Annotated in this window: 28 protein-coding genes and 1 pseudogene; 8 read left to right on the top strand and 21 right to left on the bottom strand. The window is 45.2% G+C overall.

What is annotated here, in order from left to right; translation table 11 throughout:
* Positions 1-12: 12 nt before the first annotated feature.
* Entirely contained in the window at positions 13-1,218 is a 1,206-nt protein-coding gene (locus ATL39_RS16155) for an NAD(P)/FAD-dependent oxidoreductase (RefSeq protein ID WP_120194410.1), read from the bottom strand.
* A 327-nt stretch (positions 1,219-1,545) separates the two neighbouring features.
* Here ATL39_RS16155 and ATL39_RS16160 point away from each other — a divergent pair, with 327 nt between their 5' ends.
* On the top strand, positions 1,546-2,535 hold the full coding sequence (locus ATL39_RS16160; RefSeq protein ID WP_120194411.1) for an NAD(P)/FAD-dependent oxidoreductase: 990 nt from the start codon (positions 1,546-1,548) through the stop codon (positions 2,533-2,535).
* Positions 2,536-2,588: 53 nt separating this feature from the next.
* On the opposite strand, the gene ATL39_RS16165 is transcribed toward ATL39_RS16160, so the two are convergent.
* Positions 2,589-3,098, bottom strand: a complete 510-nt coding sequence (locus ATL39_RS16165) for a hypothetical protein (protein WP_120194412.1) — start codon at positions 3,096-3,098, stop codon at positions 2,589-2,591.
* A 207-nt stretch (positions 3,099-3,305) separates the two neighbouring features.
* Between ATL39_RS16165 and ATL39_RS16170 the strand changes: the two genes are divergently transcribed.
* Positions 3,306-4,889, top strand: a complete 1,584-nt coding sequence (locus ATL39_RS16170; RefSeq protein WP_245961017.1) for an aryl-sulfate sulfotransferase — start codon at positions 3,306-3,308, stop codon at positions 4,887-4,889.
* 165 nt (positions 4,890-5,054) lie between these two features.
* Here ATL39_RS16170 and ATL39_RS16175 read toward each other — a convergent pair whose 3' ends face one another.
* Both ATL39_RS16175 and ATL39_RS16180 read right to left on the bottom strand, forming a co-directional pair.
* Positions 5,055-5,408, bottom strand: coding sequence for a HesB/IscA family protein (locus ATL39_RS16175; protein ID WP_120194414.1), 354 nt, complete (start codon positions 5,406-5,408; stop codon positions 5,055-5,057).
* 67 nt (positions 5,409-5,475) lie between these two features.
* On the bottom strand, positions 5,476-5,676 hold the full coding sequence (locus ATL39_RS16180; RefSeq protein ID WP_245961015.1) for an aspartyl-phosphate phosphatase Spo0E family protein: 201 nt from the start codon (positions 5,674-5,676) through the stop codon (positions 5,476-5,478).
* A gap of 272 nt (positions 5,677-5,948) precedes the next feature.
* Between ATL39_RS16180 and mqnE the strand changes: the two genes are divergently transcribed.
* The gene (gene mqnE / locus ATL39_RS16185) at positions 5,949-7,055 is read left to right on the top strand and encodes an aminofutalosine synthase MqnE (RefSeq protein ID WP_245961016.1); all 1,107 of its coding nucleotides are present in this window, start codon (positions 5,949-5,951) and stop codon (positions 7,053-7,055) included.
* A gap of 19 nt (positions 7,056-7,074) precedes the next feature.
* Here the strand turns inward: mqnE and dapF are convergent, their stop codons facing one another.
* Genes dapF through ATL39_RS16200 form a run of 3 tightly spaced genes read right to left on the bottom strand, consistent with a single transcriptional unit; the run spans position 7,075 to position 8,438 of the window.
* On the bottom strand, positions 7,075-7,938 hold the full coding sequence (dapF, locus tag ATL39_RS16190) for a diaminopimelate epimerase (protein ID WP_120194415.1): 864 nt from the start codon (positions 7,936-7,938) through the stop codon (positions 7,075-7,077).
* Entirely contained in the window at positions 7,935-8,183 is a 249-nt protein-coding gene (locus tag ATL39_RS16195; RefSeq protein WP_120194416.1) for a hypothetical protein, read from the bottom strand. Before ATL39_RS16195 ends, dapF begins: the two co-directional genes overlap by 4 nt.
* Before the next feature lie 18 nt (positions 8,184-8,201).
* A complete protein-coding gene (locus ATL39_RS16200; protein WP_120194417.1) occupies positions 8,202-8,438 on the bottom strand; it encodes a YuzB family protein in 237 nt (78 codons plus the stop codon).
* A gap of 216 nt (positions 8,439-8,654) precedes the next feature.
* On the opposite strand from ATL39_RS16200, the pseudogene ATL39_RS17715 reads away from it, so the two are divergent.
* Together ATL39_RS17715 and ATL39_RS16205 are read left to right on the top strand one after the other, a co-directional pair.
* Positions 8,655-8,807: pseudogene (locus tag ATL39_RS17715) on the top strand (TetR/AcrR family transcriptional regulator); the annotation flags it as partial.
* 408 nt (positions 8,808-9,215) lie between these two features.
* On the top strand, positions 9,216-10,289 hold the full coding sequence (locus tag ATL39_RS16205) for an NAD(P)/FAD-dependent oxidoreductase (protein ID WP_425453036.1): 1,074 nt from the start codon (positions 9,216-9,218) through the stop codon (positions 10,287-10,289).
* 21 nt (positions 10,290-10,310) lie between these two features.
* Here the strand turns inward: ATL39_RS16205 and ATL39_RS16210 are convergent, their stop codons facing one another.
* Positions 10,311-10,622 carry a DUF1462 family protein gene (locus ATL39_RS16210; protein ID WP_120194419.1) on the bottom strand — a complete coding sequence of 104 codons (312 nt, stop codon included), beginning with the start codon at positions 10,620-10,622 and terminating at the stop codon, positions 10,311-10,313.
* A gap of 203 nt (positions 10,623-10,825) precedes the next feature.
* On the opposite strand from ATL39_RS16210, the gene ATL39_RS16215 reads away from it, so the two are divergent.
* Positions 10,826-11,068, top strand: coding sequence for a NifU family protein (locus tag ATL39_RS16215; RefSeq protein ID WP_120194420.1), 243 nt, complete (start codon positions 10,826-10,828; stop codon positions 11,066-11,068).
* A gap of 74 nt (positions 11,069-11,142) precedes the next feature.
* Here the strand turns inward: ATL39_RS16215 and thrB are convergent, their stop codons facing one another.
* From thrB to ATL39_RS16240, 5 genes are all read right to left on the bottom strand, one after another.
* Positions 11,143-12,072 carry a homoserine kinase gene (gene thrB / locus ATL39_RS16220; protein WP_120194421.1) on the bottom strand — a complete coding sequence of 310 codons (930 nt, stop codon included), beginning with the start codon at positions 12,070-12,072 and terminating at the stop codon, positions 11,143-11,145.
* Positions 12,062-13,132, bottom strand: coding sequence for a threonine synthase (gene thrC / locus ATL39_RS16225; protein ID WP_120194422.1), 1,071 nt, complete (start codon positions 13,130-13,132; stop codon positions 12,062-12,064). The genes thrB and thrC overlap by 11 nt, the downstream gene beginning before the upstream one ends.
* Complete coding sequence (locus tag ATL39_RS16230; RefSeq protein ID WP_120194423.1) at positions 13,129-14,427, bottom strand: homoserine dehydrogenase; 1,299 nt, start codon at positions 14,425-14,427, stop codon at positions 13,129-13,131. The genes thrC and ATL39_RS16230 overlap by 4 nt, the downstream gene beginning before the upstream one ends.
* Before the next feature lie 128 nt (positions 14,428-14,555).
* Complete coding sequence (locus tag ATL39_RS16235) at positions 14,556-15,353, bottom strand: TIGR01457 family HAD-type hydrolase (RefSeq protein ID WP_120194424.1); 798 nt, start codon at positions 15,351-15,353, stop codon at positions 14,556-14,558.
* Positions 15,354-15,365: 12 nt separating this feature from the next.
* Positions 15,366-15,827 carry a DUF86 domain-containing protein gene (locus tag ATL39_RS16240; protein WP_342768794.1) on the bottom strand — a complete coding sequence of 154 codons (462 nt, stop codon included), beginning with the start codon at positions 15,825-15,827 and terminating at the stop codon, positions 15,366-15,368.
* A 152-nt stretch (positions 15,828-15,979) separates the two neighbouring features.
* On the opposite strand from ATL39_RS16240, the gene glpX reads away from it, so the two are divergent.
* Positions 15,980-16,954, top strand: coding sequence for a class II fructose-bisphosphatase (gene glpX / locus ATL39_RS16245; RefSeq protein ID WP_120194426.1), 975 nt, complete (start codon positions 15,980-15,982; stop codon positions 16,952-16,954).
* Positions 16,955-16,969: 15 nt separating this feature from the next.
* The gene (locus ATL39_RS16250) at positions 16,970-17,248 is read left to right on the top strand and encodes a DUF3055 domain-containing protein (RefSeq protein WP_120194427.1); all 279 of its coding nucleotides are present in this window, start codon (positions 16,970-16,972) and stop codon (positions 17,246-17,248) included.
* 41 nt (positions 17,249-17,289) lie between these two features.
* Here ATL39_RS16250 and ATL39_RS16255 read toward each other — a convergent pair whose 3' ends face one another.
* The 8 genes from ATL39_RS16255 to ATL39_RS16290 all read right to left on the bottom strand — a co-directional run bounded on the left by ATL39_RS16255 (position 17,290) and on the right by ATL39_RS16290 (position 24,228).
* A complete protein-coding gene (locus ATL39_RS16255) occupies positions 17,290-17,616 on the bottom strand; it encodes a YutD family protein (RefSeq protein WP_120194428.1) in 327 nt (108 codons plus the stop codon).
* A gap of 59 nt (positions 17,617-17,675) precedes the next feature.
* Positions 17,676-18,587 carry a lipoyl synthase gene (gene lipA, locus ATL39_RS16260; protein WP_120194429.1) on the bottom strand — a complete coding sequence of 304 codons (912 nt, stop codon included), beginning with the start codon at positions 18,585-18,587 and terminating at the stop codon, positions 17,676-17,678.
* Positions 18,588-18,778: 191 nt separating this feature from the next.
* Positions 18,779-18,883, bottom strand: coding sequence for a methionine/alanine import family NSS transporter small subunit (locus tag ATL39_RS16265; protein ID WP_120194430.1), 105 nt, complete (start codon positions 18,881-18,883; stop codon positions 18,779-18,781).
* Complete coding sequence (locus tag ATL39_RS16270; protein ID WP_120194431.1) at positions 18,883-20,412, bottom strand: sodium-dependent transporter; 1,530 nt, start codon at positions 20,410-20,412, stop codon at positions 18,883-18,885. Before ATL39_RS16270 ends, ATL39_RS16265 begins: the two co-directional genes overlap by 1 nt.
* A 262-nt stretch (positions 20,413-20,674) precedes the next feature.
* Positions 20,675-21,163 carry a dihydrofolate reductase gene (locus ATL39_RS16275; protein ID WP_120194432.1) on the bottom strand — a complete coding sequence of 163 codons (489 nt, stop codon included), beginning with the start codon at positions 21,161-21,163 and terminating at the stop codon, positions 20,675-20,677.
* A complete protein-coding gene (locus ATL39_RS16280; protein ID WP_120194433.1) occupies positions 21,160-21,954 on the bottom strand; it encodes a thymidylate synthase in 795 nt (264 codons plus the stop codon). Before ATL39_RS16280 ends, ATL39_RS16275 begins: the two co-directional genes overlap by 4 nt.
* 16 nt (positions 21,955-21,970) lie before the next feature.
* A complete protein-coding gene (locus tag ATL39_RS16285) occupies positions 21,971-23,368 on the bottom strand; it encodes a bifunctional metallophosphatase/5'-nucleotidase (RefSeq protein WP_120194434.1) in 1,398 nt (465 codons plus the stop codon).
* Between the two features lie 35 nt (positions 23,369-23,403).
* Positions 23,404-24,228, bottom strand: a complete 825-nt coding sequence (locus ATL39_RS16290) for a sulfite exporter TauE/SafE family protein (protein WP_120194435.1) — start codon at positions 24,226-24,228, stop codon at positions 23,404-23,406.
* Positions 24,229-24,237 lie beyond the last annotated feature (9 nt).

Here is a 24,237-nt window from a genome sequence, read left to right on the forward strand (position 1 = left end):
CCTGACTCGTATTTAAAATGGGTTTTTCCCCTTTTTCAGCACGAGGCCCGGTCCGCCCAATATCCATAAATAACGATTATCAATCATTTTTTTCATAAAGTTGGCGGAAGTGCCGAATACTTTACGCTTTCCGATAACGCCAATGGCTTCTTTACCGCCTAGTGAAGCCACGGTACCTTTAATCTCGGGCTTGAATTCTTCAAGCGCTTTATTGTTAATTAATGCATTCAAGTTATTGGCCACTGTTACTGCCTGCTGCATGGCAATCTGTGCCGTTGGCGGATACGGACGTTCTGTTTCTTCATTAATTATAAGCGAACAGTCTCCAATAATAAACACGTTCTCATATCCGGGCGCACGAAGATCTTTATCTACTTTCACACGGCCGCGCATGTTTTCAAATCCTGACTTCTCAATAACAGGATTGCCGCGTACACCGGTAGCCCATACTACAGTAGACGCTTTAACTTCTTCTCCGTTTTTAAGCACAAGACCTTCTGCTGTAACCGCAGAAATCGGGGTATTAATTTTAAATTCCACTCCCCGGTTTTCAAGCAGGTTCATCGCATATTCTACAAGCTCCGGGTCAAATCCAGGAAGAGCCGTTGGGGCAGCTTCTACAACATACATCTTTATTTTATTCATTGGAATATCGTATTTTTTGCTGAGTTCGGGTATACGTTCGCTCAGCTCACCGATAAATTCCATACCGGTAAAACCAGCGCCTGCTACAGCAAACGATAAATCTGCTTCTTTAGGCTCTGGATCGTTGTTGTACTTGGAGAACATATATTCAATATGGTCTTTGATCTGGCGGGCTCCATTAAGTGTCCACTTGCTGTATGCGTGTTCAAAAACGCCCTCTACGCCGAACGTTTCCGGTACAGCTCCAAGACCCGTAACGATGTAGTCATACTCAGCGCTGCCGGTATTTTTAAGCACTACTTTGTTTTCAGCCGGCTTAATTTCTACTACTTCATCTTGAATAAATTTAATTTTCGTAGTATCGATCACATCTTTAATATTCATTCTTGTACGATCAGGATGCATCGTACCAGCGGCCGGTTCATGCAGCCATGTCGTCTGATAATGATAGTCATGCTTGCTGATTAATGTTACATTGGCCTGGTTCTGGTCAATTTTTTTGAAAATTTTCGCTGCCGTAACCATTCCGGCGTACCCTGCACCTAAAATAAGAATATTTGGCTTTCCTGCCATGTTGCGTCACTCCCTAGAGAATATAATTTATTTTTTATACGTGCGTTTGTGATCTATTTCACGTTCAAATACGCAGAAATATTCTTGTTGTTTATAGGATCAGGCTTTATCATAACAAAAGCATGAAAATGTCGTAAAATATTCACAAATCTCATTATTAATGATATGGGTTTTACCCGCATATTTCAACCTTTTTTTGCGTCTGTACTCTTTTTATTGCAGCGTTTTCTCTCCATTTATCCGGAATGAGAAGCAGGACTTTTAAAACAAGGCCTGATATGCGTATAATAGAGGTAGTTTTCTCAGCATAATTTGGAGGTAGATAACGTGGCACTTGAGCAAGATATATATGATATAACGATTATCGGCGGAGGGCCGACCGGTCTTTTTACAGCATTCTACGGGGGAATGCGTCAGTCAAAAGTAAAAATTATCGAAAGCATGCCCCAGCTCGGAGGACAGCTGTCTGCTCTTTATCCGGAAAAGTATATATATGATGTAGCAGGCTTCCCTAAAATCAGGGCACAGGAACTTGTCGACAACCTTATTGAGCAGATGACCCCGTTTGGTCCCAAGGTCGTATTGGAACAATCGGTGGAAAATGTCATTAAAGTAGATGACGATATTATTGAACTGCACACAGACAAAGAAATCCACTATACAAAGACCATTATCATCACCGCCGGCGTCGGTGCATTCCAGCCCCGCCGCCTTCAGGTGGACGGAGCAGATCCTTATGAAAAAGGAAACCTCCACTACTTTATCAACGATCTGCAGACATTCGCAGACGAGAAAGTAATGATTCTCGGCGGCGGCGATTCCGCTGTAGACTGGGCAAACATGCTTGACCCTATTTCAGAGGTAAAGCTTGTGCACCGCCGTGCTAAGTTCCGCGCCCACGAACACAGCGTAGAACAGCTTGAACAGTCTGATGTAGAGGTTATGACCCCCTACCAGGTAACCGCGATTCACGGAGACGGTACGAAGATTCAGCAGGTAGAACTCCAGGAAGTAAAGGGAGACGAAAAATTACTCGTTGATATCGACTCGCTTATCGTGAACTACGGCTTTGTTTCTTCCCTCGGCCCTATTAAAGAATGGGGACTTGATATTGAGAAGAATACTATCCGGGTAAACAGCCGGATGGAAACAAACATTCCGGGCATCTATGCCGCGGGTGATGTGGCAACGTATGACGGTAAAGTAAAGCTGATTGCCACCGGCTTTGGTGAAGCGCCGACAGCCGTCAACAATGCTAAAGCATACCTTGACCCCGATGCGAAGCTTCAGCCGGGACACAGCTCCCACATGTTTTAAAAAACAGCATAAAAAAAGCCCTCCGGTGCTATCAGCCGGAGGGCTTTTTTTCGTTATATGAGCTGGTCCGAAAAAATCTCCAGCCGCTCTATCCATTCGCTCTTTGCTGTTTCATCCCTGCTGTACGGATTATTTGTATCTACTTTGATTTCAATTTCGACGTTATCTTTATGAGCAACTGATAATCCTCTGAATAATTTCTGACCCCAGTCATAATATTCATTTTTCATTTCCGGTCCTTTATAGTACATTTCTTTAGATAAATGATCCGGAAGCACCTTTCTGCTGACCGTATACGTTCCTACCAGTGGAAGCGCAGTTTTTTCACATGCAATGGTATATTTGCTTAGCGCTCTTGTGCCGGATTCGAATTCGAGTACTTCCAGAACGTCTTTTCTGCTGTCCCACGTTTCAATAAGAATACTTCCGCTTTTGAGGCGGGGCTTAATAAACTGGCTGCACCCGCTGATAAAATAATCCAGTTTCTGTTTTTCTTCTTCTTCACTCGCGCTGCAGGCCGCATGTTCCAATTTTAAGTTTTCTGTAATCTGGTTTATTTCCATAGACTGTTCACTCCCTCTGTATGCTTAAACAGTAGGCTAAACAGTATAAAATGTCAATAAATTCTGACTTCTTTTTCCGTATTTAAATTCCCGGCTTTGGCTGTTCTCTAATGCGAATACTTTGTATTCAAATACACATGTTTTGCTTATAATTGAGATTAGGATCTTTAAAAATCTGAAAAATGGGGAGGGTATTTTTTGAAAATAATGACTTTTTTCATCCTCGCACTTGGCATTGTCTGGATTATTATTGCAGAAACTACGAATCAGACCGTTTCTTTTTCTATTTTTCAAAGTGCCTCTACAACGAACAGCGAAACCGATTTAATAGAAGAACAGGAAGAAATGGAGAAAGAATGGCAGCAGGAATATATGAACGGCAGCTACTCGTTTGACAATCCAATGGTAATTGAGGATCCCTACGGAGAAGCTCCATTGACTGCCTTAGCGAAGTTCCGAACAGAGGAACCGAGCCGGATTACAGTAACGGTGGCCAGCAGGGAAGGCGCAGAAGATATTACACATACTTATTCTTCTTATGCACAGGAACACGAGGTGCCTGTTCTCGGCCTCTATCCCAACAGCGATAATGAAGTCACTATTACTGCTGAGAACCAACAGGGAACTATTCAGGAAAAAACGATTTCCATAGAAAACGATAGGACTCTTGAATCCGCCCATGATAGACAAATAGTAGAAAGTTCTCCCGCCGATATGGAACCAGGTCTTACATTTATTAATACTGCTGTGACAGAACCTTACGGGGTGGATGAGCAGGGGGATATCCGCTGGTATTCATCGAGGACCGGAGGATTTGCCTTTAAACGGCTCGCTAACGGAAATCTGCTCCGCGGAATGTCCGAATCTGCGGATGAGCGAAATGAATATCTTCTTGAAACAGATATGCTTGGAAAAGTGCAGCACCAATATAAGATTAATGTTCCCAACTATGATGACAACAACGTTATTCATCATGACGCGATTGAACTGCCAAACAATAACCTCCTGGTTACCATACATGACAACAGTAATTCCTATGTAGAAGATACGATGGTAGAAATTGACCGCGAGACCGGAGAAACCGTCGAAACCCTCGATTTAAAGGACGTTTTTCCAGCCGAAGTCTACGAAAATTATGCCGGGCCCTATAAAAATGAAGGCGACTGGTTTCATCAGAATGCGGTGTGGTATGATGCCGAAACGGAAAGTATCCTCGTATCCGGACGCCATCAAAGCGCTGTTCTCAGCCTGACGTATCCGGATATGAATATTAACTGGATTCTCGCAGCACCGGAAGACTGGCCGGACAGCATGATGGAAAAAGTACTTGAGCCTGTGGGTGATCCTATTAAGTACCCAGGTGCCCAGCATGCGCCTATGATTCTTCCGGATCAGGACAATGACCCGGATACTAAAGATATTCTTTTATTTGACAACAATACAGCAGTCGTCCGCGGCAATGACTCTATCAGCAGAGATTTCAGCCAGGGTATTCAATACCGGATCAACGAAACAGACGGCACGGTGGAAACCGTTTGGAATTACGGTGAAGATCGTGGAAAAGAATTCTTTTCCAATGTAGTCGGTGATGCTGATTATTTATATGAAACCGGAAACCGCCTGCTGACGTCCGGTTACAATGAACTCGAAAACAGCTACCGGGCTGTTATTGTGGAACTGGCTTCTGATACAGATGAAATAGTTTATGAACTCGAACTTAACGGCATTCAGGAAGGTGATGGCCGAATTGTATACCGCTCTGAACGCATGCCTCTTTATACGGCACAGTAATACTGTTCTCCCGGGTTGACCTCCCGTTACGCACGTACCTGAATGCATTTTTATTTCGGCTATTAAAAAAAGCCCTCTTACCGGCAGTCGATTACCGGTAAGAGGGCTGTTTAGGAGGCTTGCCTTCCGCATAAATGCAGTTAACTGCCCCTTATTGGAGAAAAATTAACAATCTTCCGGCGTACCGGCTTTCGTTGCTGTACGGAATGATGATCCGCAGCCGCATGAAGCGATCGCGTTCGGATTGTCGATGGTGAAACCGCCGCCCATCATGTTTTGTTTGTAGTCAATCACGACTCCATCCAAAATCGGGGCGCTTTCTTTATCTACAATAACGTCAAGTCCACTTATTTGGAGCACGTCGTCCTCTTCTTCTTTAACAGAATCAAATCCCATTCCATATGAAAGGCCGCTGCATCCTCCGCCTTTAACGCCTACACGGAGCATAAGGTTTGTATCTTCTTCTTCCTGCATCATCTCTCTTACGCGAGCAGCAGCTGGTTCTGTAATATTTAGCATGATATGTCCTCCTTTAAGGAATAATTGCTGTCCTTTAAGAAAATTATATATGCTATTGCCTGTAAATTCAAATGATCTGAAAGGATGCCGCTTTTTGAGAAACAGCAGCAGGTGGATGTAATTCCATAAGCATGTTATGATGTTTGTCGAGCTTTTCGCTGTAATATAAAACAAGCGGATGGCTGAATCCATACGTAGAAGCAGCATTCATCATTTTTACACGAAGTTCTTCAATTCTTTTTTCATTTTGCTCTGCTGTGATTTTCACGACGATCCTCCTTTTTACTTAATAATTTTTCTTATCCATATATTTCTTCAATTATATGTCAATTACCAATTTAAAACAATAAATAGATCATTACTATTTGATTAAATTTATATTCAAACCGGTTCTCTTTAATTTACTATTTCCAGGATGTATAATGGAAATTGCAGCTACATTATGTATATTTTTTTAGCAGGATAACTTGTTTCATTTTATATAGTCTATTTTTCCAGAGTCGAGAGGAACCAACAGTTTATACAGGGAGTTAGAAAGGGATGATGGATGTGCCTGTAACATTAAACACAGATGTACGAATGAAAGAAATCATTGAAAAAGTCAATCATGGACAGCGCTTGTCTATAGATGACGGGCTTTACTTATACAACACAACGGATCTGCTGACCGTAGCCCAGCTGGCAAATCAGGTAAATGAGCAGAGAAATGGAAATAATGTATATTTTATTGAAAATATGTACATTAATCCAACAAATGTATGTGAAGCGAGCTGCAGCTTCTGCGGGTTCAAACGAAAGCCCGGTGAAGAAGGCGCCTATACAATGCATGAGGATGAGCTTCTTGAGTATGTTGAAAAACGCTGGAATGATAATATCCGTGAATTTCATATCGTCGGCGGACATAATGTAGAAGTTGGATTTGAATACTATCTAAACACGATTCGTGCGCTTAAGAAGCACTATCCGTCAGCCGCTATTAAAGCATATACCGGCGCTGAAATCGAATTCTTTTCCAGAATTTCCGGCCTTTCCATGAGAGAAGTGCTTCAGGAGCTCATGAACGCCGGCCTGGACACTCTTCCAGGAGGCGGCGCTGAGATTCTTACAGAACGCTACCGCGCTAAAATGAGCCCGGATAAGGCTTCTACTGATGAATGGCTGGAAGCACATGAAATTGCACACGATCTCGGTATGAAAACACATGCTACAATGCTTTATGGTTCTATCGATACGTTTGAAGAACGCTTAATCCATATGGACCGGCTCCGCCAGCTTCAGGATAAAACAAATGGCTTCATGGTGTTTATTCCGCTTGCGATGCAGCCGCGGAAAGTCGGCGCCGGGCTGAACCGGAGAACGTCTGCTTATGACGATATGCGTACTATTGCTATATCACGTCTGATGCTTGATAATTTCGACCATATTAAAGCTTACTGGATTAACATCGGTCCGCAGCTTACTCAGATGGCCCTCACATTCGGATCGGATGATATTCACGGCACGCTTATTGAAGAAAGAATTTCCCACTCTGTTGGTGCCCTTACTTCCCAGGGATTAACGAGAAAAGAACTAGTTCACCTGATCAAAGGCGCGAACAAGCAGCCAATCGAGCGTGACACGTTCTACAACGAAATTAAAAGATATTAATCTACAAAAAAAACAGACCCTACCGGGGTCTGTTTTTTAATGTGCCTTCACATATCGTTTCTGCTGCACCATTCATCGAGATATGGCCGTCTTTCTGCCATGTAATAAATAAATCACCGCCGGGCAGGTGCACAGTAATTTCTTTGTTTTTCTGCATTTTTCCGTTTAATATAGCTGCTGCTACGGCTGCACAGGCTCCTGTTCCACATGCCTGTGTTTCGCCGGTGCCCCGCTCCCATACGCGGAAATTCATTTCTGTTTCAGATATAACATGCACAAATTCAATATTAGCCCGTTCCGGAAAGACTTCATGCTTTTCCAGAAGAGGACCCAGCGTATGAACAGGCGCTTCCGCCGTATTCTCTACAAACAGAACAGCGTGCGGGTTCCCCATCGATAATGCCGTTATTTCAAAGCTTGTGCCGCCGGCTTCCAGCATTTCACGGACCGCTTCCCTATCCGGATCACCGGATACCATCGGAATACTTTTCTTTGCGAGGCGCGGTTCTCCCATATCAATAGTAACCATATCCACAATCGATTTGGAGTGATCCGGATGTACCGTTGCTTTCACGGTGCCGCCTTTTGTTTCAATCGTAAACCGTTCGTTTTCTACATACTTTTTTTCGAATACGTACTTCGCTGTGCAGCGCAGGCCGTTTCCGCATGTCATCGCTTCTGAGCCGTCGGCATTGAATATTCTCATCCGGGCATCTTCTGTCCGGGACGGTTCAATAAGAATTAATCCGTCCGCCCCTATTCCCCTGTTTTTGTCGGAAACGTAAACGGCAAGTTCGCCCAGGCTTTTTTCTTCCAGTTCCTCTTCAAATAAATCAATATAAATGTAGCTGTTTCCCAACCCATGCATTTTTGTAAACTTCATCGTCCTGCTCCCCTCAATTTATCCTCTGTCCAAAAGTAATCTTCGTCTGCTTGTATAATGACCATCCGCGTGAAACAGCACGGCATAATAAGCGGTGTTTTTATTTCCTCTTTTGCTCTCTGCAGATTATCCCTGGTCAAATGAGTCAGCACGTTCTCTTCTCCGCAGTAAGGGCATTCCTGTACGTAAATGTCGTTTCCCATCTTTTCATATGGCCATGTATTTTCAAACGTTAGAAATACCATACCTGCATCTCCTTCCAGTTAAAACATTGGATTTTCTTCTAAATACTGATATATATTATCGACCAGTTCATCAGGGGTTTCTCCTTCAACGACTTCCCCATTAACCAGCGCATAGTTGGTATCCGCACATAAGCCGCAGTTTCCAAGACAGCCGTATTCGATGATATCAAAGTTTGGATCTCTTTCCAGTTTTTCCATGGCTGCCTGGGATCCGCTGGCCAGATTACTCAGGCAAAACTCTATAATTGGTCTCATTTGCTTTCCCACCCTCTTTTCAGCTCTGCAATTATCCTACCGTTCTATGCTTCCAACCGTCAACGTATCTACTCTATTTATTTCTTCATTATAAGTTTTCTGACTATTTTCCAGTTGTTGTAATGTCGATCTAAAATCTTTATAATAAAATTGACCAGGGTCACTTTTGATACAAAGTATCCTTTGAAGCAACGGAGAGGTCGAGTTATGAATAGAATGCAGAAAAAAGAACGTACAAAACAGAAAATTCTTTCGGAAGCGCTTTATCTCTTTCGGGAAAAAGGATTTGATGATACGACTGTCCAGGAAATAACCGAAGCTGCCAACGTAGCAAAAGGAACTTTTTTTAATTACTTTCCTACAAAAGAATCGATCATGCAGTCTCTGGCAGAAGACAGACTTCACCAGGTAGAATCCTATATCGATAAATATGCCCTGCAGCGTCTGGCACTATTTTCGAGAATACGCGCCTACGTCAGCTACTTTCTTGGAGAATACCAGCTGAATCCGCAGCTGACAAGAAAAGTGTGGCAGCACGTTGTCGAGCATGAAGCGCTGCTGCGCAGCCACTGGGAGCAGCTTCTTTATGACAGTGAACACCGGGGAGAAATAAAGCCTCACCTCGACATTCCTGCATGGAGCCATATTATGAACAGTCATTTTCATTACCTGCTGGCAACGAGTACTGCTGTTAACCGGGAGGAATTTATAGAAGAAATGATGGCTATGATGTATACAAGCCTCCATAGCATCACTACAAAAAGGGGACATGAAACAATGAAAAGAGTTGTTATACTAGGCGGAGGGTACGGCGGCCTGCGCCTGCTGCAGCGCCTGCTCACCAACGATCTTCCAGCTGACGTCGAAATTGTGCTTATAGATAAACTTCCTTACCACTGTATGAAAACCGAATACTATGCACTTGCCGCCGGTACAGAATCAGACCATCAGGTAAGGGTGCCTTTCCCTACCCACAAACAGCTCCGCCTCCAGTTTGGCACGATTGACCGTGTCGATATGGACAGTAATCTCGTTCATATGAAAGGGGAAAACCCGGTAGCCTATGACAGCCTGATTGTAGGGCTTGGCTGTGAAGATAAATTTCATGAAGTACCGGGCGCTGCGGAGCACACGTACAGCATCCAGACAATGGAGGCGACCCGGAAAAGCTATCAGGTGCTTAACAGCCTTCCCGCAAACTCCAGTGTCTCCATTGTTGGGGCGGGACTAAGCGGGGTGGAACTCGCCAGCGAACTCCGTGAAAGCCGCTCTGATTTAAGAATCCGCTTGTTTGACCGCGGCGATACCATTCTGCCGATGTTCCCAAATCGTCTGAGTAGATACGTACAGAAATGGTTTGAAGACCATCAGGTAGAGGTAATCAGTAACTCCGACATCACCCAGGTGGATGAACATACGATTTACAATCACGGGGAACCACTCGAATCCGATGTAATTATCTGGACGGCCGGCATTCAGCCAAATAAAGTAGTCCGGGATATGGACGTGGAAAAAGACCCAAGAGGCCGCGTTATACTAACGCCCCACCACCACCTGCCGGACAACAAAAACGTCTTTGTCGTCGGTGACTGTGCCAGCCTTCCTCATGCGCCGAGTGCCCAGCTTGCTGAAGGCCAGGCAGAACAGATTGCGATGGTTCTTAAAAAGAGATGGAAGGGTGAATCCATCCCGGAGACGCTGCCTGAAATCAAATTAAAGGGCGTACTCGGTTCCCTCGGGAAAAAACACGGATTTGGTATGATGGGTGAAAAAGCTGCTGTTACAGGCCGTGTCGCCCGTATGCTGAAAAGCGGCGTTCTTTGGATGTACAAAAACCATAACGGCGTATAAATGTTTAAAAAAGCTCTCTTCTCAGGAAGGGAGCTTTTCAATATATTCATACATTTTTTTCAGTCTAGGATTTCCCTCTGCAATAATATCGCCGTTTACCAGTACAAGCGGATAAATTCTATTATTCTCTATCATGTCCCGGGCCGTTTCCTCTTCTTCTTTTCCGTTTGGGTGATACATATCGACATAGACGACATCCAGCGGTTTATCCGGGTATTTTCTTTGCAGCGCCGCTTCCAGCCATTCTTTTGTTTCTATGCTTGAAGGAAGCTGTACGCATCCGGAGCACTTTTCCTCTGATCCGTACACTTTTATTGTAATGGGTCGATTCATGGTTGATCCCTTCTTTCTTTTTTTCTGCACAAAGCCCGGCAGAACGGTGTTTTTTAAAGTTATTTAGAAAATAGTAGTGAGAATGCTTCGCATTAGTTGTCATAGAAAAGCAATTCATAGTAGAATATAACTTAAGTTCCTTTAATTATAGACTATCTTTACAAGAGGTACTATAATAAAGGCAAAGAAAGGAGAGATACATCATGCCACAAACTACTGAAGATATGAACGGACAGGTACTAGAAGTATTAGACAAGCTGCGCCCATTTCTACTTCGCGACGGCGGTGACGTTGAGCTCGTAGATATTGAGGACGGTATTGTAAAAGTCCGCCTAATGGGAGCATGCGGATCTTGCCCTTCTTCAACGATTACTCTTAAAGCAGGAATCGAGCGCGCCCTTTTAGAAGAAGTACCGGGCGTTGTTGAAATAGAGCAGGTATTTTAAGCACTCCTTCATACGGATAGTAATTCATACGAATCAAAAGAGTACGCTCCCGGCCGGGAGCGTACTCTTTTTCGTTAGGAGGGAATCTCCACTCCTGCGTCTAATTTTACGTAGTATACCTGCGATCCCTTATGATCAGGCGCTGCGATCTGCACGTCAAAGGCAGGATAATCAAGCTGGATTTTTTTCCTTACTTTTTCTCCGTCTCCTTTAGGGACAATGCATAATACAGTAGGGCCGGCACCGCTTAATGCAGCACCGTGAGCACCATAGGCTTTTGCCTCCTGCATAATGTCCATCAGGCCGGGAACAAGACCGGCACGGTAAGGATGGTGGAATACGTCACGCACCATCATATCACCGACAAGTTCCCAGTTGCCGGTCAGGATAGCGGCAGTCAGGACATTACTTACCGCACTGCCTTTAATTGCCTCTTTATACGGCAGCTGTGCTGGCAGAATCCCCCGGGCTTTTTTAGTCATCAGCTCCTGTTCCGGCACCGCGATAACAATATCAATATCCGGCACGCCGGCATGAACCATGCTTGTTGCATCTATACTGTGGGCACCAATAATAAGGCCGCCGTAGAGGCAGGGCCCTACATTATCCGGATGTCCTTCCCAAATACTTGCAAACCTCATTTTTTCTTCCTTCGTCATGTCTGCAGATGTTATCTGATCAGTCATTTCGATTCCGGCAATAATCGCCGCTGCGCTGCTTCCCAGGCCTCTTGCAAGCGGGATATTGGTCGTCATGTGTACATGGCAGGCAGGAAGCTCTTTGTTGAGCTCCTTTGCCAGCGTCTCTGCAACAATATAGATAAGGTTGTCTTTTCCGGAAGGAATGCCTTCTAATTCAGCTGAATCCGAGGTAAAAGACCATTCTTCAGCAAGTGTGACCTCCATCGTTAAATAACGATCAACCGCCAGGCCGATGGAGTCAAAGCCCGGCCCCAGGTTAGCGGAGCTCGCTGGTACAGTGACGACCAACTTTTCACCCCTCACTCACGACACCTCCTTTTATTTGTTCGAGGAAGGCCTCCCGGCTGTTTGGCAGCACAGTAGGCTTAACCGTAATCGTATCGATAGCTGTGCTTGGGTCTTTCAGTCCGTTGCCAGTAAGCACACAGACTACGGTGGACCCTTTAGCAATTTCCCCGCTTTCGATCTGCTTTTTCAAACCGGCCACTGAAGCACATGAAGCAGGTTCTGCAAAGACACCTTCGGTTTGGGCAAGCAGCTGATATGCCTCGAGGATTTCTTCGTCTGTGACCATATCAATTTTTCCGTTGGATTGATTGACTGCCGTTACAGCTTTCGTCCAGCTCGCCGGATTTCCGATACGGATCGCCGTAGCAATCGTTTCCGGCTCTTCAATAATCTCATTTCTTACAATAGCGGCCGATCCTTCTGCTTCAAAACCGCGCATCTGTGGAAGACCGGTACCGTTTCTTTCATGATACTCCTTAAATCCTTTCCAGTACGCTGTGATGTTACCGGCATTTCCGACTGGTATCGCAAGTACGTCAGGCGCGCGTCCAAGCTGCTCACACACTTCAAATGCAGCGGTTTTCTGGCCTTCAATGCGGTACGGATTCACCGAATTAACGAGGGTGATTGGTTCTTTTTCGCTGATCAGCTTTACAATTTCAAGAGCATTGTCGAAGTTTCCCTGGATTTCAAATACTTCGGCTCCATACATGACAGCCTGTGCCAGCTTACCTAGCGCAATTTTGCCTTCAGGAATAACAACGATGCAGCGAAGACCTGCACGGGCACCATAGGCTGCTGCTGCTGCAGATGTATTACCTGTGGAAGCACAGATAATTGCTTTACTGCCTTCTTCTTTTGCTTTCGCTACAGCCATCACCATGCCGCGGTCTTTAAACGAACCGGTCGGGTTGGTGCCCTCTGTTTTGACATGAATATCGACGCCCCACTCTTTGGAGAGCTTTTCAAGCGGGATTAGAGGGGTGTTTCCCTCTCTTAAAGATAAAATAGGTGTTTCGTCTGTTATCGGTAAAAATTCTTTGTACGTTTCCAAAAGGCCTTTCCAACTGCTCATTCTGCATTTCCTCCCTCGACACGATAGCTGCTTTTGACTGCTACAACAACGTCCATTTTTTCCAGTTCTGCAAAAATTCTTTCGTATACCGACTTAGTCGTTGTATGCGTGATAACGGCTACTTCTGCGATCTGATGTTCAATCGGCCACTGCATTAATTTCTCAAAGCTTACATTTTCTTTGGCAAATACAGAAGTCAGTGCTGCAAACGTTCCCGTTTGATCTTTCACGTGCAGGCGGATAAAGTATTTGGACTGCACTTCATCATGTGTTTTCATTTGTTTATGATACAACGGCGGAACAATACTTCTGCCGCTGACGCCAAGCTTCATATTTTTCACTACTGTCACCAGATCGGAAACGACAGCTGTTGCCGTCGGCAGGGAGCCGGCGCCCGGTCCGTAAAACATTGTTTCGCCAATTGCATCGCCATAAACATATACTGCATTGTATTCATCATGTACTGAAGACAATGGGTGTTTGGCGGGAAGGAGCATCGGCTGCACCGTTAATTCAATCCGGTCGCCGTCCCGTTTGGCAAGGCCGATCAGCTTTAATGCATAGCCCATCTGCTCGGCATATTTAATATCATCAATGGTCACGGTCGTAATACCCCGGACGTCTACATCTTCAAGCTCTACATCCATAGAAAAGCCAAGGGAAGCAAGAATAGCCATTTTACGTGCTGCATCAAGACCTTCTACGTCCGACGTCGGGTCGCTTTCAGCGAATCCAAGCGCCTGGGCTTCAGCTAATACATCATCATAGGCCCGTCCGTCCTGGCTCATTTTTGTTAAAATGTAATTCGTTGTTCCGTTTACAATCCCCATCATCTGCGAAATCCGGTCGGAGGAAAGTCCTTCGGTAAGGCCGCGTATAATAGGGATTCCACCCGCTACACTTGCTTCATAGAATAAGTCACAGCTGTTTTCTGAAGCAATTTTCACAAGCTCTGCTCCGTGAAGGGCAATCAGATCTTTATTTGCCGTGACTACATTTTTTTTATTTTTCAGTGCCCGGATGATATAGTCTTTTGCTTCATCAATTCCGCCCATTACCTCAATTACCACTTTAATATCGTCATCCTGCAGAATGTCTTCTACTTTATCTGTGAGAAGCTCTCCTGCATTTTCTATATCCTGGTATTTATTCATGTCCCGGACAAGTACCTTCTTTACCTGAATACCGGAGCCCACCTGATGGGCTAAATCTTTCTGGTGATCTCTAATAATCTGCAGGACCCCTGTTCCAACGGTTCCTGATCCGAGTAATCCAATTTGTATATCCCTGCTCATTCTCTCCACTCCTCACCACTGACTGCTTCATTCTCTCTTTACTTAAAGGTATATTGTCCATTGTAACGAATTACCCTGTATGTTTACAAGGGGGAAACATATGTCTTTTTATAAAGGACATTACTACATTACTTTTTGCTGCTTTTTTCTCCACTATTCTTCATAAGTGTCCAGTCTGCCATACTTTGTATACTGTACGAAGGCAGCACCGGCTTCTGCTCGATTTCCTCGAGGCTGGTAATGCCTGTCTGCACGTGAATCGTATCCATACCGGTGCGGATGCCCGCCAAAATATCTGTATCATAATTATCACCAATCAGCACCGTTTTTTCGAGCGGCGTGCCGAGGATATAAAGGGCCTGCTCTATAATAACTTGTTCCGGTTTGCCGATAAAGACCGGATCCTGTCCGGTCGCCGTCTGTACAACAGAGGTAAGCGCCCCGTTCCCCGGAAGAAATCCTCTTTCAGTAGGAAGCGCTTTATCACTGTTCGTGGAAATAAAAGCAGCCCCGTTCCTTACCGCAAGCGCTGCTTTCGCCAATTTTTCATAGGTGATGCTGCGATCTATTCCCATCACTACATAGGCCGGGTTTTCTTCTGTATATTCGACACCAGCCTCTTCCATAGCCTGAAGCAGCCCGGTTTCACCGATAATATAGGCTGTGTGCGGAGCCGGTCCAGCTTTCACATAGGCTGCAGCTGCAAGAGCTGTTGTCCAGATCTGGGCGGGTTCTGCCGGAACATTAAAAGCCTGGAGCTTGAGGCTGACCTCTTCAGGCGTGGCAGAGGAATTGTTCGTTATGAATAAATAAGGAAGACCGGCCTCTTTTAATTGATGAATAAACGCTATAGCTTCCGGTATCGGCTCTTTTCCTCTATACACTGTTCCATCCAAATCAAGCATATATCCTTCATAGGGCTTCATTTTGTATCTCTCCTAGTTGTTATCCTGTTTATTTTCCGGCAGAAATGCGGATACCGGTCCAAGTTCTTTTTCGATGTACGTGCGCACGCAGTCCGGAAACTGTTTTACGTATTCCGCTTCCGCCTGAATATTTTTCCATAATGCTTCATGGTCTATTTCCATATAGTCGCGGGTTAGTGTTTTTCTCAGTTTAATCAATCGGGTGAGACCTGCAAACACTTCGTCCGGAATCACCTTTTCGTCTTCCAGAATTGCGAGGATATCTTCATAGCTCCCCGGGTCCCTCATAATAAATCCGTCTATCATCTGGTTCCCCGTATCAATAATCGCTTCAATCCAGCCTTGTGCCAGTCTTTCCAAAGCGAGGCGCTGGATCATGTCTCCCATCGATTGAAAAGACGTGACAGCTTCATACAAGGACTCTATATAAGCCAGCTGGGCTTCAATTTTCTCCCGGTCTACAAAATACATCATTCATTCCCCCTGTACCTGATCTGCATAATAAAACTAGTATATCATAGGAGCTTTTCAAACCGTATACGCGCAAATCTTCTATAATATGATAGGATAAAGACTGCTGATTGCAGTTTGCTTTTTTAAGGATAGTACATAAAAGGAGAGAGAAAATGGATAGAGAATTAGCTTTAGAAGTAATTCGAGTGACCGAAGCCGCAGCTATTTCATCGGCGCAGTGGATGGGAAGAGGAAAAAAAATAGAAGCTGATGATGCGGCCACTTCTGCGATGCGGCTTATTTTTGATTCCGTCAGCTGCAAAGGAACCGTTGTAATCGGAGAAGGAGAGCTTGATGAAGCTCCAATGCTCTACATCGGCGAAGAGGTCGGCAACGGCAACGGGCCGGAAGTAGACATCGCCGTTGATCCGCTGGAAGGAACCAATATTGTGGCCAACGGCCGCGGCAACGCGATGGCCGTCCTGGCTCTTGGGGACCGCGGTACGCTGCTCCATGCTCCCGATATGTATATGAAAAAACTCGTTGTCGGACCGGAAGCAGCCGGCCTGGTGAGGTTGGATGATCCTATTGAAAAAACAATTGATATTGTCGCAAAAATGAACAACAAACGGACCCGGGATGTTACGGTTATTATTCAGGACCGGGAGCGTCATCAGGATATCATTGACCGGGTACGCGCTAAAGGATCGCGTGTTAAGTTGTTCGGAGACGGGGATGTCGGCGCTTCGATTGCCACCTCCCTTCCGCAGACCGGTATCGATTTGTTTGTAGGTACCGGCGGCGCTCCGGAAGGCGTCATATCCGCTGCTGCGATTAAAGCGCTCGGCGGCGATATGCAGGCCCGGCTCGTTCCGGATAACGAAGAAGAGGAACAGCGCTGTATTGCGATGGGTTTAACAGATCCGCGCCAGCTTCTGCATTTACATGACCTTGTAAAAGGCGATGATGCTATTTTTGCCGCCACCGGCGTTTCTTCCGGAGAGCTTCTGGAAGGGGTACGCTTTCTTGGTGGGGACCTTGTGGAAACAGATTCCATTGTGATGCGGGCTAAAACCAGAACAGTGCGGTATATTAAAGCACACCACCGCCTGCAGAATAAACCGCATCTGCTAGCAGATGATGAGTAAAGGAGGAATACAGCTATGAGCGACCGTTTTTATATTCATGATGAAGAAGAGGAATCCAGCATCCGGTTTGTAAGCTTTATGGGAGATAACGATGAGCGATTTGACCTGGCTCTCATTTCCACCGAGCGCTATTACGGAAAGCAGGTTGTCCTCGACATACGCACCCAGCGTTTTGCCCTTTTGGGAGTCGACGACCTCGAAGAGCAGGGGCTGCTCGAAGATGCCTATCAGATCGATGAAGAAACAGCTGAAGAACTGCGGGCTTTTCTACTCGAAGCGATTGTGGAATATTAATATAACGTAAAAAAGGCTTCCGCTGCGGCGGAGGCCTTCTTTTATGAGTTCACTTCTTCTTCTTTTTCTTCCGTTTCTACTTCCGGCTGTTCCTGTTTTTTCTGTTTTTTTACTACGAAATAAGCGCAGCCAAAGTTACAGTACTCCAGCAGGTAATCATGCAGCGTGCTTATTTTCATATCATAGGAAACTTTTTTCCGCGAATCATCAAAAAATCCACGCAGGCGGAGCTGTTCGTGTCCCCAGTCCCCCAGAATATAGTCATATTTATGAAGCACCTCGCTGTAACGTTCTATAAATACTTCTTCGTTCCAGCCGGAGCGGTTTTCTTCAACCACTTCGTACGTATAGCCCTGAACTTCCACCATTTCTTTCCCTCCTTTTGTAAAAACCGGCTCCCGTTAAAAGGGAACCGGTCACGTATTGATTATTCAGCCTGTTTATATTTATTTGCTTCTTCGTGTACCTGTGCCTGGTTAACCTGTTCATCAGCGTGATAAGAAGAACGGACAAGCGGGCCGGCCTCACAGTGGCTGAAGCCTTTTTCCATGGCAATTTCCTTAAATTTCGCAAATTCTTCAGGAGTATAGTATTTTTTAACTTTTAGATGCTTCTTCGTCGGCTGAAGATACTGGCCAATTGTCATAATATCTATATTATGCGCACGAAGGTCATCCATTGTTTCAATAATTTCTTCGTCTGTTTCTCCAAGGCCGATCATCAGACTGGATTTGGTTGGAATATCCGGGTGAATTTCTTTAGAGCGCTGCAGAAATTCAAGTGAACGCTCGTATGTAGCTCTGGCGCGCACTCTTGGCGTCAACCGCTTTACTGTTTCAATATTGTGGTTCAGGATATTCGGACGCGCTTCCATCAGCGTTTCCAGGTTTTCCTGCACGCCCATCATGTCTGAAGGAAGTACTTCAATGGTGCAATTCGGATTGCGGCGGCGCACTGCTCTAACCGTCTCTGCGAACACAGTCGATCCGCCGTCCTTTAAGTCATCTCTTGCAACTGCGGTAATAACGACATGCTTAAGTCCCATCTGTTCTACGGACTCTGCAACACGTTCCGGCTCCTGCCAGTCCAATTCATTTGGCAGTCCTGTATTTACTGCACAGAAACGGCAGGCGCGCGTACACACATCGCCCAGAATCATGAATGTTGCTGTTTTTCTTTCAGACCAGCACTCGTGAATATTGGGACAGCGTGCTTCTTCACATACGGTATGAAGGTTTTTTTCACGCATCATTTTCTTAAGACCCTTGTACGAGTCGTTTGTATTTAATTTAATCTTCAGCCATTCCGGCTTACGAAGGTATTCTTCTGTTTTTGCCAAACCGCTCACTCCCCATTCTTTTCCTCAGCCTCATTATAAACCATCGTACCCTGTCAAAGAAGTCTTTGATATTAATACTTTAACATGTTCTATACTGCCTCGACAAATGTACCGTTCGTTTTCACATGATTGCCTTTTCCCCTGTAATCATAAAAAAAGCAGCCGCTTATCCAGTAAGCAGCTGCCTTCATTTATTTTCTTTTGGAAACCGTTCTTGCATACAGTAAACTGCCAGCAAGGCCTCCCCAGATAATTACAATCCCTATAATCATCATTATAATCGCACCGGCTGTCATTATTTTTTACCCCCTTCATCTCTGCGTGCCAATTCAGGCTTGTTTTTCCATTTCACAAATGAAAGAACAATACCAGCGGCAAGAGCAAAGAGTGCTACGGACCAGCCGCTGATTACAACGAAGGAATTAGCGTATCCTTCATAGTTTCCTGTTTCTGTGTCAAATTGACGAAACAGATTCTGTACGAACAGGCTGAACATCATGTAACCAAGGATAATCGGCGTAATGATGCCCAGACATACTCTCCACCATAAACCAAGCGGGATATCTGAGACTCCGTTCGCGTGCTCCTGAAATTCAGGAAGCTTCCGGAGAAACCAGGCTACTACAATTACTTCCACAAGTCCGATCAGTGCTACACCGAATTGGTTAATAAAGTAATCGGCTGCGTCCAGGAAGTTAATTCCGCCGTTTGTCGCGAAAATTAAGGAAAGGAGAGCTGCAGCTCCACCGCCTATAGCTACGGATTTAGCTCTGGAAATATTGAATTTTTCAGAGATTCCTTTTACATATGTTTCTGAAATAGAGATAAGCGAGCTCAGTCCTGCCAGAACGAGCGACAGGAAGAAAAGAAATCCAAACAGACCGCTAAGTGCCGGAAATGCATTAATGATCTGCGGGAAGACGACAAAGGCCAGACCGATGCCCCCTGCTACGACTTCATCTACTCCAACACCCGCCTGAGTCGCCATGAAGCCAAGCGCGGCGAATACGCCGATACCTGCAAGCAGCTCAAAGCTGGAGTTACTGAATCCGGTAATAAACGCATTGTTTGTAATATCCGATTTCTTCGGAAGATAACTGGAATACGTTATCATGATTGCAAATGCAATCGATAAACTAAAGAATATCTGCCCGTAGGCGGCCACCCATACCTCACCGGATGTAATAGCGCTGAAGTCCGGCTCAAAGAAAGCCTGAAGCCCTAATGCAGCTCCTGGAAGCGTTACGGCGCGGATACAAATAATTAAAAAGATAACGACCAAAGCCGGGATAAAAATACGGTTGGCAATCTCTATGCCCCGCTGCACGCCTCTGAACAAAACGCCGAGCGTAATAACCCATACAATAATCAGCGGAATAAGCACTCCCGGCACAAGACTTCCGATCTGGCCTGCATCAGCTACCTGCAGGTATTCCCCGAACAGAAATCCTTCTGTATCGTCCCCCCAAGACTGATTGAGGGCAAAAACACTGTAGCTCATGGCCCAGGCAATAATAACAGAATAATACGTGGAAATGACAAACGCGACAAACACCGCCCACCATCCAATCCATTCTGTTTTCTTGCTCATCCGGGAATAGCTCAGCGGAGCCGATCCTCTGTATTTATGGCCGATCGTAAACTCCATAATTAAAAGCGGAATACCCGCTGTAAGAAGTGCGATAAGATATGGAATGAAAAAGGCTCCGCCGCCGCCGTCATAAGCTACTGCGGGAAAGCGCCATATATTGCCCAGCCCGATGGCTGAACCAATTGCAGCCATAATAAAACCTGCTCTAGTGCCCCATTGTTCTCTGGCTTCCATCGTGTGTTCCCCCTTTATGTTTTACATCACCCTGTATAGAATATTCAGAAAATATAGCAGGAGTGCTGCTTTTCTCTTTCTTAAGTATACTTCTCTCTGCTGCCTGGTCAGCGCCTGCTGGAACGTCCTCCTTCCTAGAACTTTTGTCTGATAATTCGTTATTTTATTATAATTTTTATTTTTGGATTTGTCAAAATATTTTTAAACTGGAAAAAGCCTTCCGTATTGAAAGGCTTCTTTCCGTCTATCTGCTCTGTCCGCACTATTTTTTGGATTTCTGCCATGTAATAAAGCGGTGGGGGTGCTTATTTTTGTCATCGACAGCACCCTGTTCTTCTTCAAGCTTTTCCCATGCTGCCGTGTTCCATTCCGGGAAAAAGGTATCTCCTTCAAATGATTCATCGATATGGGTTAAATACATTTTATCGGCATACGGCAGGCAGGCGTTAAAAATTTCCGCCCCGCCGATAACGAAAAATTCTTCTTCTTTTTTCCCAAGCTCCTGGACTTCCTCAAGGGAATAAATGACTTCGCAGCCGTCCGCCTGAAACGTTTTATTTTTTGTTACAATAATATTCCTTCGGTTAGGAAGCGGCTTTCCAATCGATTCAAACGTTTTCCGCCCCATCACAATGGTTCCGCCGCTCGTTACTTTTTTAAAGTGTTTCAGATCGGCGGGAAGGTGCCACGGAAGCTGATTGTCTTTTCCAATGAGACGGTTCTTATCCATAGCGGCAACAAATGAAATCATACGGAGACCTCTCCTTTAATATGAGGATGCGGGTCATAGCCGGTTAATTCAAAGTCATCAATCGTGAAATCAAAAATGGATGTCACATCAGGATTAATTTTCATCTGCGGCAGTTCTCTTGTTTCTCTTGTAAGCTGAAGATTCACCTGTTCAAGATGGTTGCTGTATATATGGGCGTCACCAAGCGTATGAATAAATTCGTGTGCCTGCAGGCCGGTGACCTGAGCGATCATTTTTGTTAAAAGGGCATAGCTTGCGATGTTAAACGGCACGCCGAGAAATACGTCTGCACTGCGCTGGTAAAGCTGGCAGGAAAGCTTTCCGTCATTGACGTAAAACTGGAATAGACAGTGGCATGGTGCCAGAGCCATATCATCAATTTCCGCTACGTTCCAGGCGTTTACAATGAGCCGGCGCGAATCCGGGTTTTCTTTGATCTGTTTGATCACATCGGAAATCTGGTCTACCGTCCGTCCATTGGCGCCTTCCCATGACCGCCACTGCTTGCCGTATACGGGGCCCAGATCTCCATTTTCGTCTGCCCATTCGTTCCAGATGCGTACATTGTTTTCTTTCAAATAATCGATATTTGTGTCCCCTTTTAGGAACCAAAGCAGTTCATGAATAATCGACCGAAGATGGAGCTTTTTCGTCGTCAGTACAGGAAAACTGTCCTCCAGCGAATAGCGCATCTGGTAACCAAATGTACTGATAGTACCTGTTCCGGTGCGGTCGCTTTTTTCTGTGCCGTGTTCCAAAATGTGGCTGCATAAATCTAAATACTGTTTCATGTTACCTACCTGCCTTTTATGAATATTTCTTTTCCAGTATGAATTGAAGCACGTCTCTCATCATTTCCGGCATAAAATATTTCTTTTGCTTTGTCTGGGACAGTCCGGGATACAATGGCCCGAATGTAAACATGTCCGGAGCTGCTACGCGGTACATTTTTTTGTTTTCGATGTCTGTACCCTGGATTTTTATTTTTTTCACAAGAGCGTCCTCTCCTGCTGTTCCCATCTCTATAGTAATGCCGCTGAACGCCAGCACACCGAGTTTAATTCCCCTGAAGCCAAGTCCTTTCAAAGGAAGATGAATCATTTTTTGTGTATAGGCTGCATGAATGGATTCTTTCAAAACTGCGCCAGACACCTCGATCACCGCTGGATTAATCGGATGAGGACAGAGCCGGTGAATATCTTCTTTCGTAACCGGGCCTGGAGCTAATGATTCAAGCAGCAGGCCGGAATTTATTAAAGCCAGATCCGTTTGGCACCAATCCCGGAGGCCTTCCGCCAGTAAATCAGCAAAAGGGGAAGGTTCTGTCCAGGAGACGGGAAGCGCCGAAGGGATCCGGGCTATTTCCTCATGCATCTCTGCTACAGCCTCTGTTTCCAGCCGGCGCAGAAGCCCGGCCGTTTCCGGAGAAGGCGGCTCATGGCTCACGTCTACGGCGTACCCTTTTTTTGACACGAGCTCTCTTTTTTCCGTATCAAATTCCAGGTTAACCTGTCCTACATAATACGCATTTTTGCCGCACTGGGCCACCAGGGACTGATTAATGATTTCCGCTTCTTTTAGCAGGTGGTGGGTATGGGCTCCCAGAATAACATCAATATCCGGAAAGGATTCAGCTATTTCTTCATCATAATCCAGCCCCATGTGAGAGAGCAGCACAATAATGTCCGACTGCGCTTTAACTTCCTCCAAAATTCCTGGAAGCAGCATCAAAGGATCCTGAATATCCCAGCCCAGCTCGTTATAAAACGGATAAAAAGGAATAGTAATACCGATCAGACCCAGCCTGATTCCTTCTTTTGTTTCAATTACATCATAAGGAAGCACCCATTCCGGACGTTTTCCCTGTTCATCAAATAAATTGGCAAGGAGCACTTTGAAATTGGCTTTTTCGTAAAGGTTTCCGAGCTCCTGCCTTGAAAAAGTAATGCCTTCATTGTTCCCTATTGTCACGTGGGAAATTTCTGCTTCATTAAGAAGCTCTACGTTTCCTTTTCCTCTGGTGGCTTCTGTGACCACATGGGACCGGTCGGTATGATCTCCTATATCAAAAAATAAAGATGTTTCCTTTTTTTTATCGTGAAACCGCCGCTGCGCTTTTAAATAAGAAACGGCGGAGGTCCACTGGGTTAAATCACTGTGCAGATCGTTGGTATGATATATCGTAATGGGGACAATTGCTGACACCCTGCTACACCGCCTTCTCCTATCAACTATTCTCTCTATATCCCCTGAATTCCCTGCCAGATAAGCCGAAAGGCAATAATAATTAAAAAGAATCTAAGCAGTATAATCAGGGTATTGCTTTTCAATCGTTTGTTAATCGCGGCTCCAATAGAAGCTCCAAACCACGCCCCGGGAATAAGTGCAAGAGCATACAGCCATTCTACATTCCCCAGTGATATATGGGAAATCGAGCTGATAATCGAGGAAAATAAAATCATAAACATCGACGTCGCCACAGCAACGTGAGGGGGAAAGCCAAACAGCAGAATCATTGCCGGGACCATAAGCGAGCCACCGCCAATACCGAACAGGCCTGAAAGCGTCCCGACAGCAAAAGCAATACTCAGGCCCAGCGCGAGCGAAAATCCATATTCCTGTTTTTCTCCCAGCTCTGTTATGTACTCCCGTTTGATAGAGGTACGCTTCACCGGAAGCGGCTTTAACCGGTTCCGGATAAATAAAACAAAAGCAACAAACAGCATAAACAGGCCGAAAATAATAAGAAACACATTGGTTTCCATGCCTTTATTAAGCCAGACGCCAAATAATGCGCCGGGCCCGCTTCCTGCCAAAAAGATAAAACCGGATTTCATATCAACGACTTTCTGCTTTGTATAGGAAATAGTCGAAGACATTCCGGTAAAAATCATGATTAATAATGAGGTACCTACGGCTGTCTGCGGAGTAATGCCTGCAAAAGATGGGACAACGTCACTCATGACCAGCAGAGCCGGCACAACAATAATACCGCCTCCAAGCCCCAGGAGACTTCCAAATGTTCCAGCCGCAAGGCCGAGTAAGACCAGCAGTAACCAATCCATAGAATCCTT

This window comes from Sinobaca qinghaiensis (assembly GCF_003610495.1).
In the GTDB taxonomy this organism is placed as follows: Bacteria; Bacillota; Bacilli; order Bacillales; family Marinococcaceae; genus Sinobaca; species Sinobaca qinghaiensis.

Bases quoted from the DNA above. Each gene is read 5' to 3' on its own strand.
- ATL39_RS16155 (WP_120194410.1), bottom strand. From the start codon at position 1,218: ATGGCAGGAAAGCCAAATATTCTTATTTTAGGTGCAGGGTACGCCGGA.
- ATL39_RS16165 (WP_120194412.1), bottom strand. From the start codon at position 3,098: ATGGAAATAAACCAGATTACAGAAAACTTAAAATTGGAACATGCGGCC.
- ATL39_RS16170 (WP_245961017.1), top strand. From the start codon at position 3,306: ATGACTTTTTTCATCCTCGCACTTGGCATTGTCTGGATTATTATTGCA.
- ATL39_RS16175 (WP_120194414.1), bottom strand. From the start codon at position 5,408: ATGCTAAATATTACAGAACCAGCTGCTGCTCGCGTAAGAGAGATGATG.
- mqnE (WP_245961016.1), top strand. From the start codon at position 5,949: ATGATGGATGTGCCTGTAACATTAAACACAGATGTACGAATGAAAGAA.
- dapF (WP_120194415.1), bottom strand. From the start codon at position 7,938: ATGAAGTTTACAAAAATGCATGGGTTGGGAAACAGCTACATTTATATT.
- ATL39_RS16195 (WP_120194416.1), bottom strand. From the start codon at position 8,183: ATGGTATTTCTAACGTTTGAAAATACATGGCCATATGAAAAGATGGGA.
- ATL39_RS16200 (WP_120194417.1), bottom strand. From the start codon at position 8,438: ATGAGACCAATTATAGAGTTTTGCCTGAGTAATCTGGCCAGCGGATCC.
- ATL39_RS16205 (WP_425453036.1), top strand. From the start codon at position 9,216: ATGAAAAGAGTTGTTATACTAGGCGGAGGGTACGGCGGCCTGCGCCTG.
- ATL39_RS16210 (WP_120194419.1), bottom strand. From the start codon at position 10,622: ATGAATCGACCCATTACAATAAAAGTGTACGGATCAGAGGAAAAGTGC.
- ATL39_RS16215 (WP_120194420.1), top strand. From the start codon at position 10,826: ATGCCACAAACTACTGAAGATATGAACGGACAGGTACTAGAAGTATTA.
- thrC (WP_120194422.1), bottom strand. From the start codon at position 13,132: ATGAGCAGTTGGAAAGGCCTTTTGGAAACGTACAAAGAATTTTTACCG.
- ATL39_RS16230 (WP_120194423.1), bottom strand. From the start codon at position 14,427: ATGAGCAGGGATATACAAATTGGATTACTCGGATCAGGAACCGTTGGA.
- ATL39_RS16235 (WP_120194424.1), bottom strand. From the start codon at position 15,353: ATGAAGCCCTATGAAGGATATATGCTTGATTTGGATGGAACAGTGTAT.
- ATL39_RS16240 (WP_342768794.1), bottom strand. From the start codon at position 15,827: ATGATGTATTTTGTAGACCGGGAGAAAATTGAAGCCCAGCTGGCTTAT.
- glpX (WP_120194426.1), top strand. From the start codon at position 15,980: ATGGATAGAGAATTAGCTTTAGAAGTAATTCGAGTGACCGAAGCCGCA.
- ATL39_RS16250 (WP_120194427.1), top strand. From the start codon at position 16,970: ATGAGCGACCGTTTTTATATTCATGATGAAGAAGAGGAATCCAGCATC.
- ATL39_RS16255 (WP_120194428.1), bottom strand. From the start codon at position 17,616: ATGGTGGAAGTTCAGGGCTATACGTACGAAGTGGTTGAAGAAAACCGC.
- ATL39_RS16265 (WP_120194430.1), bottom strand. From the start codon at position 18,883: ATGACAGCCGGTGCGATTATAATGATGATTATAGGGATTGTAATTATC.
- ATL39_RS16270 (WP_120194431.1), bottom strand. From the start codon at position 20,412: ATGGAAGCCAGAGAACAATGGGGCACTAGAGCAGGTTTTATTATGGCT.
- ATL39_RS16275 (WP_120194432.1), bottom strand. From the start codon at position 21,163: ATGATTTCATTTGTTGCCGCTATGGATAAGAACCGTCTCATTGGAAAA.
- ATL39_RS16280 (WP_120194433.1), bottom strand. From the start codon at position 21,954: ATGAAACAGTATTTAGATTTATGCAGCCACATTTTGGAACACGGCACA.
- ATL39_RS16290 (WP_120194435.1), bottom strand. From the start codon at position 24,228: ATGGATTGGTTACTGCTGGTCTTACTCGGCCTTGCGGCTGGAACATTT.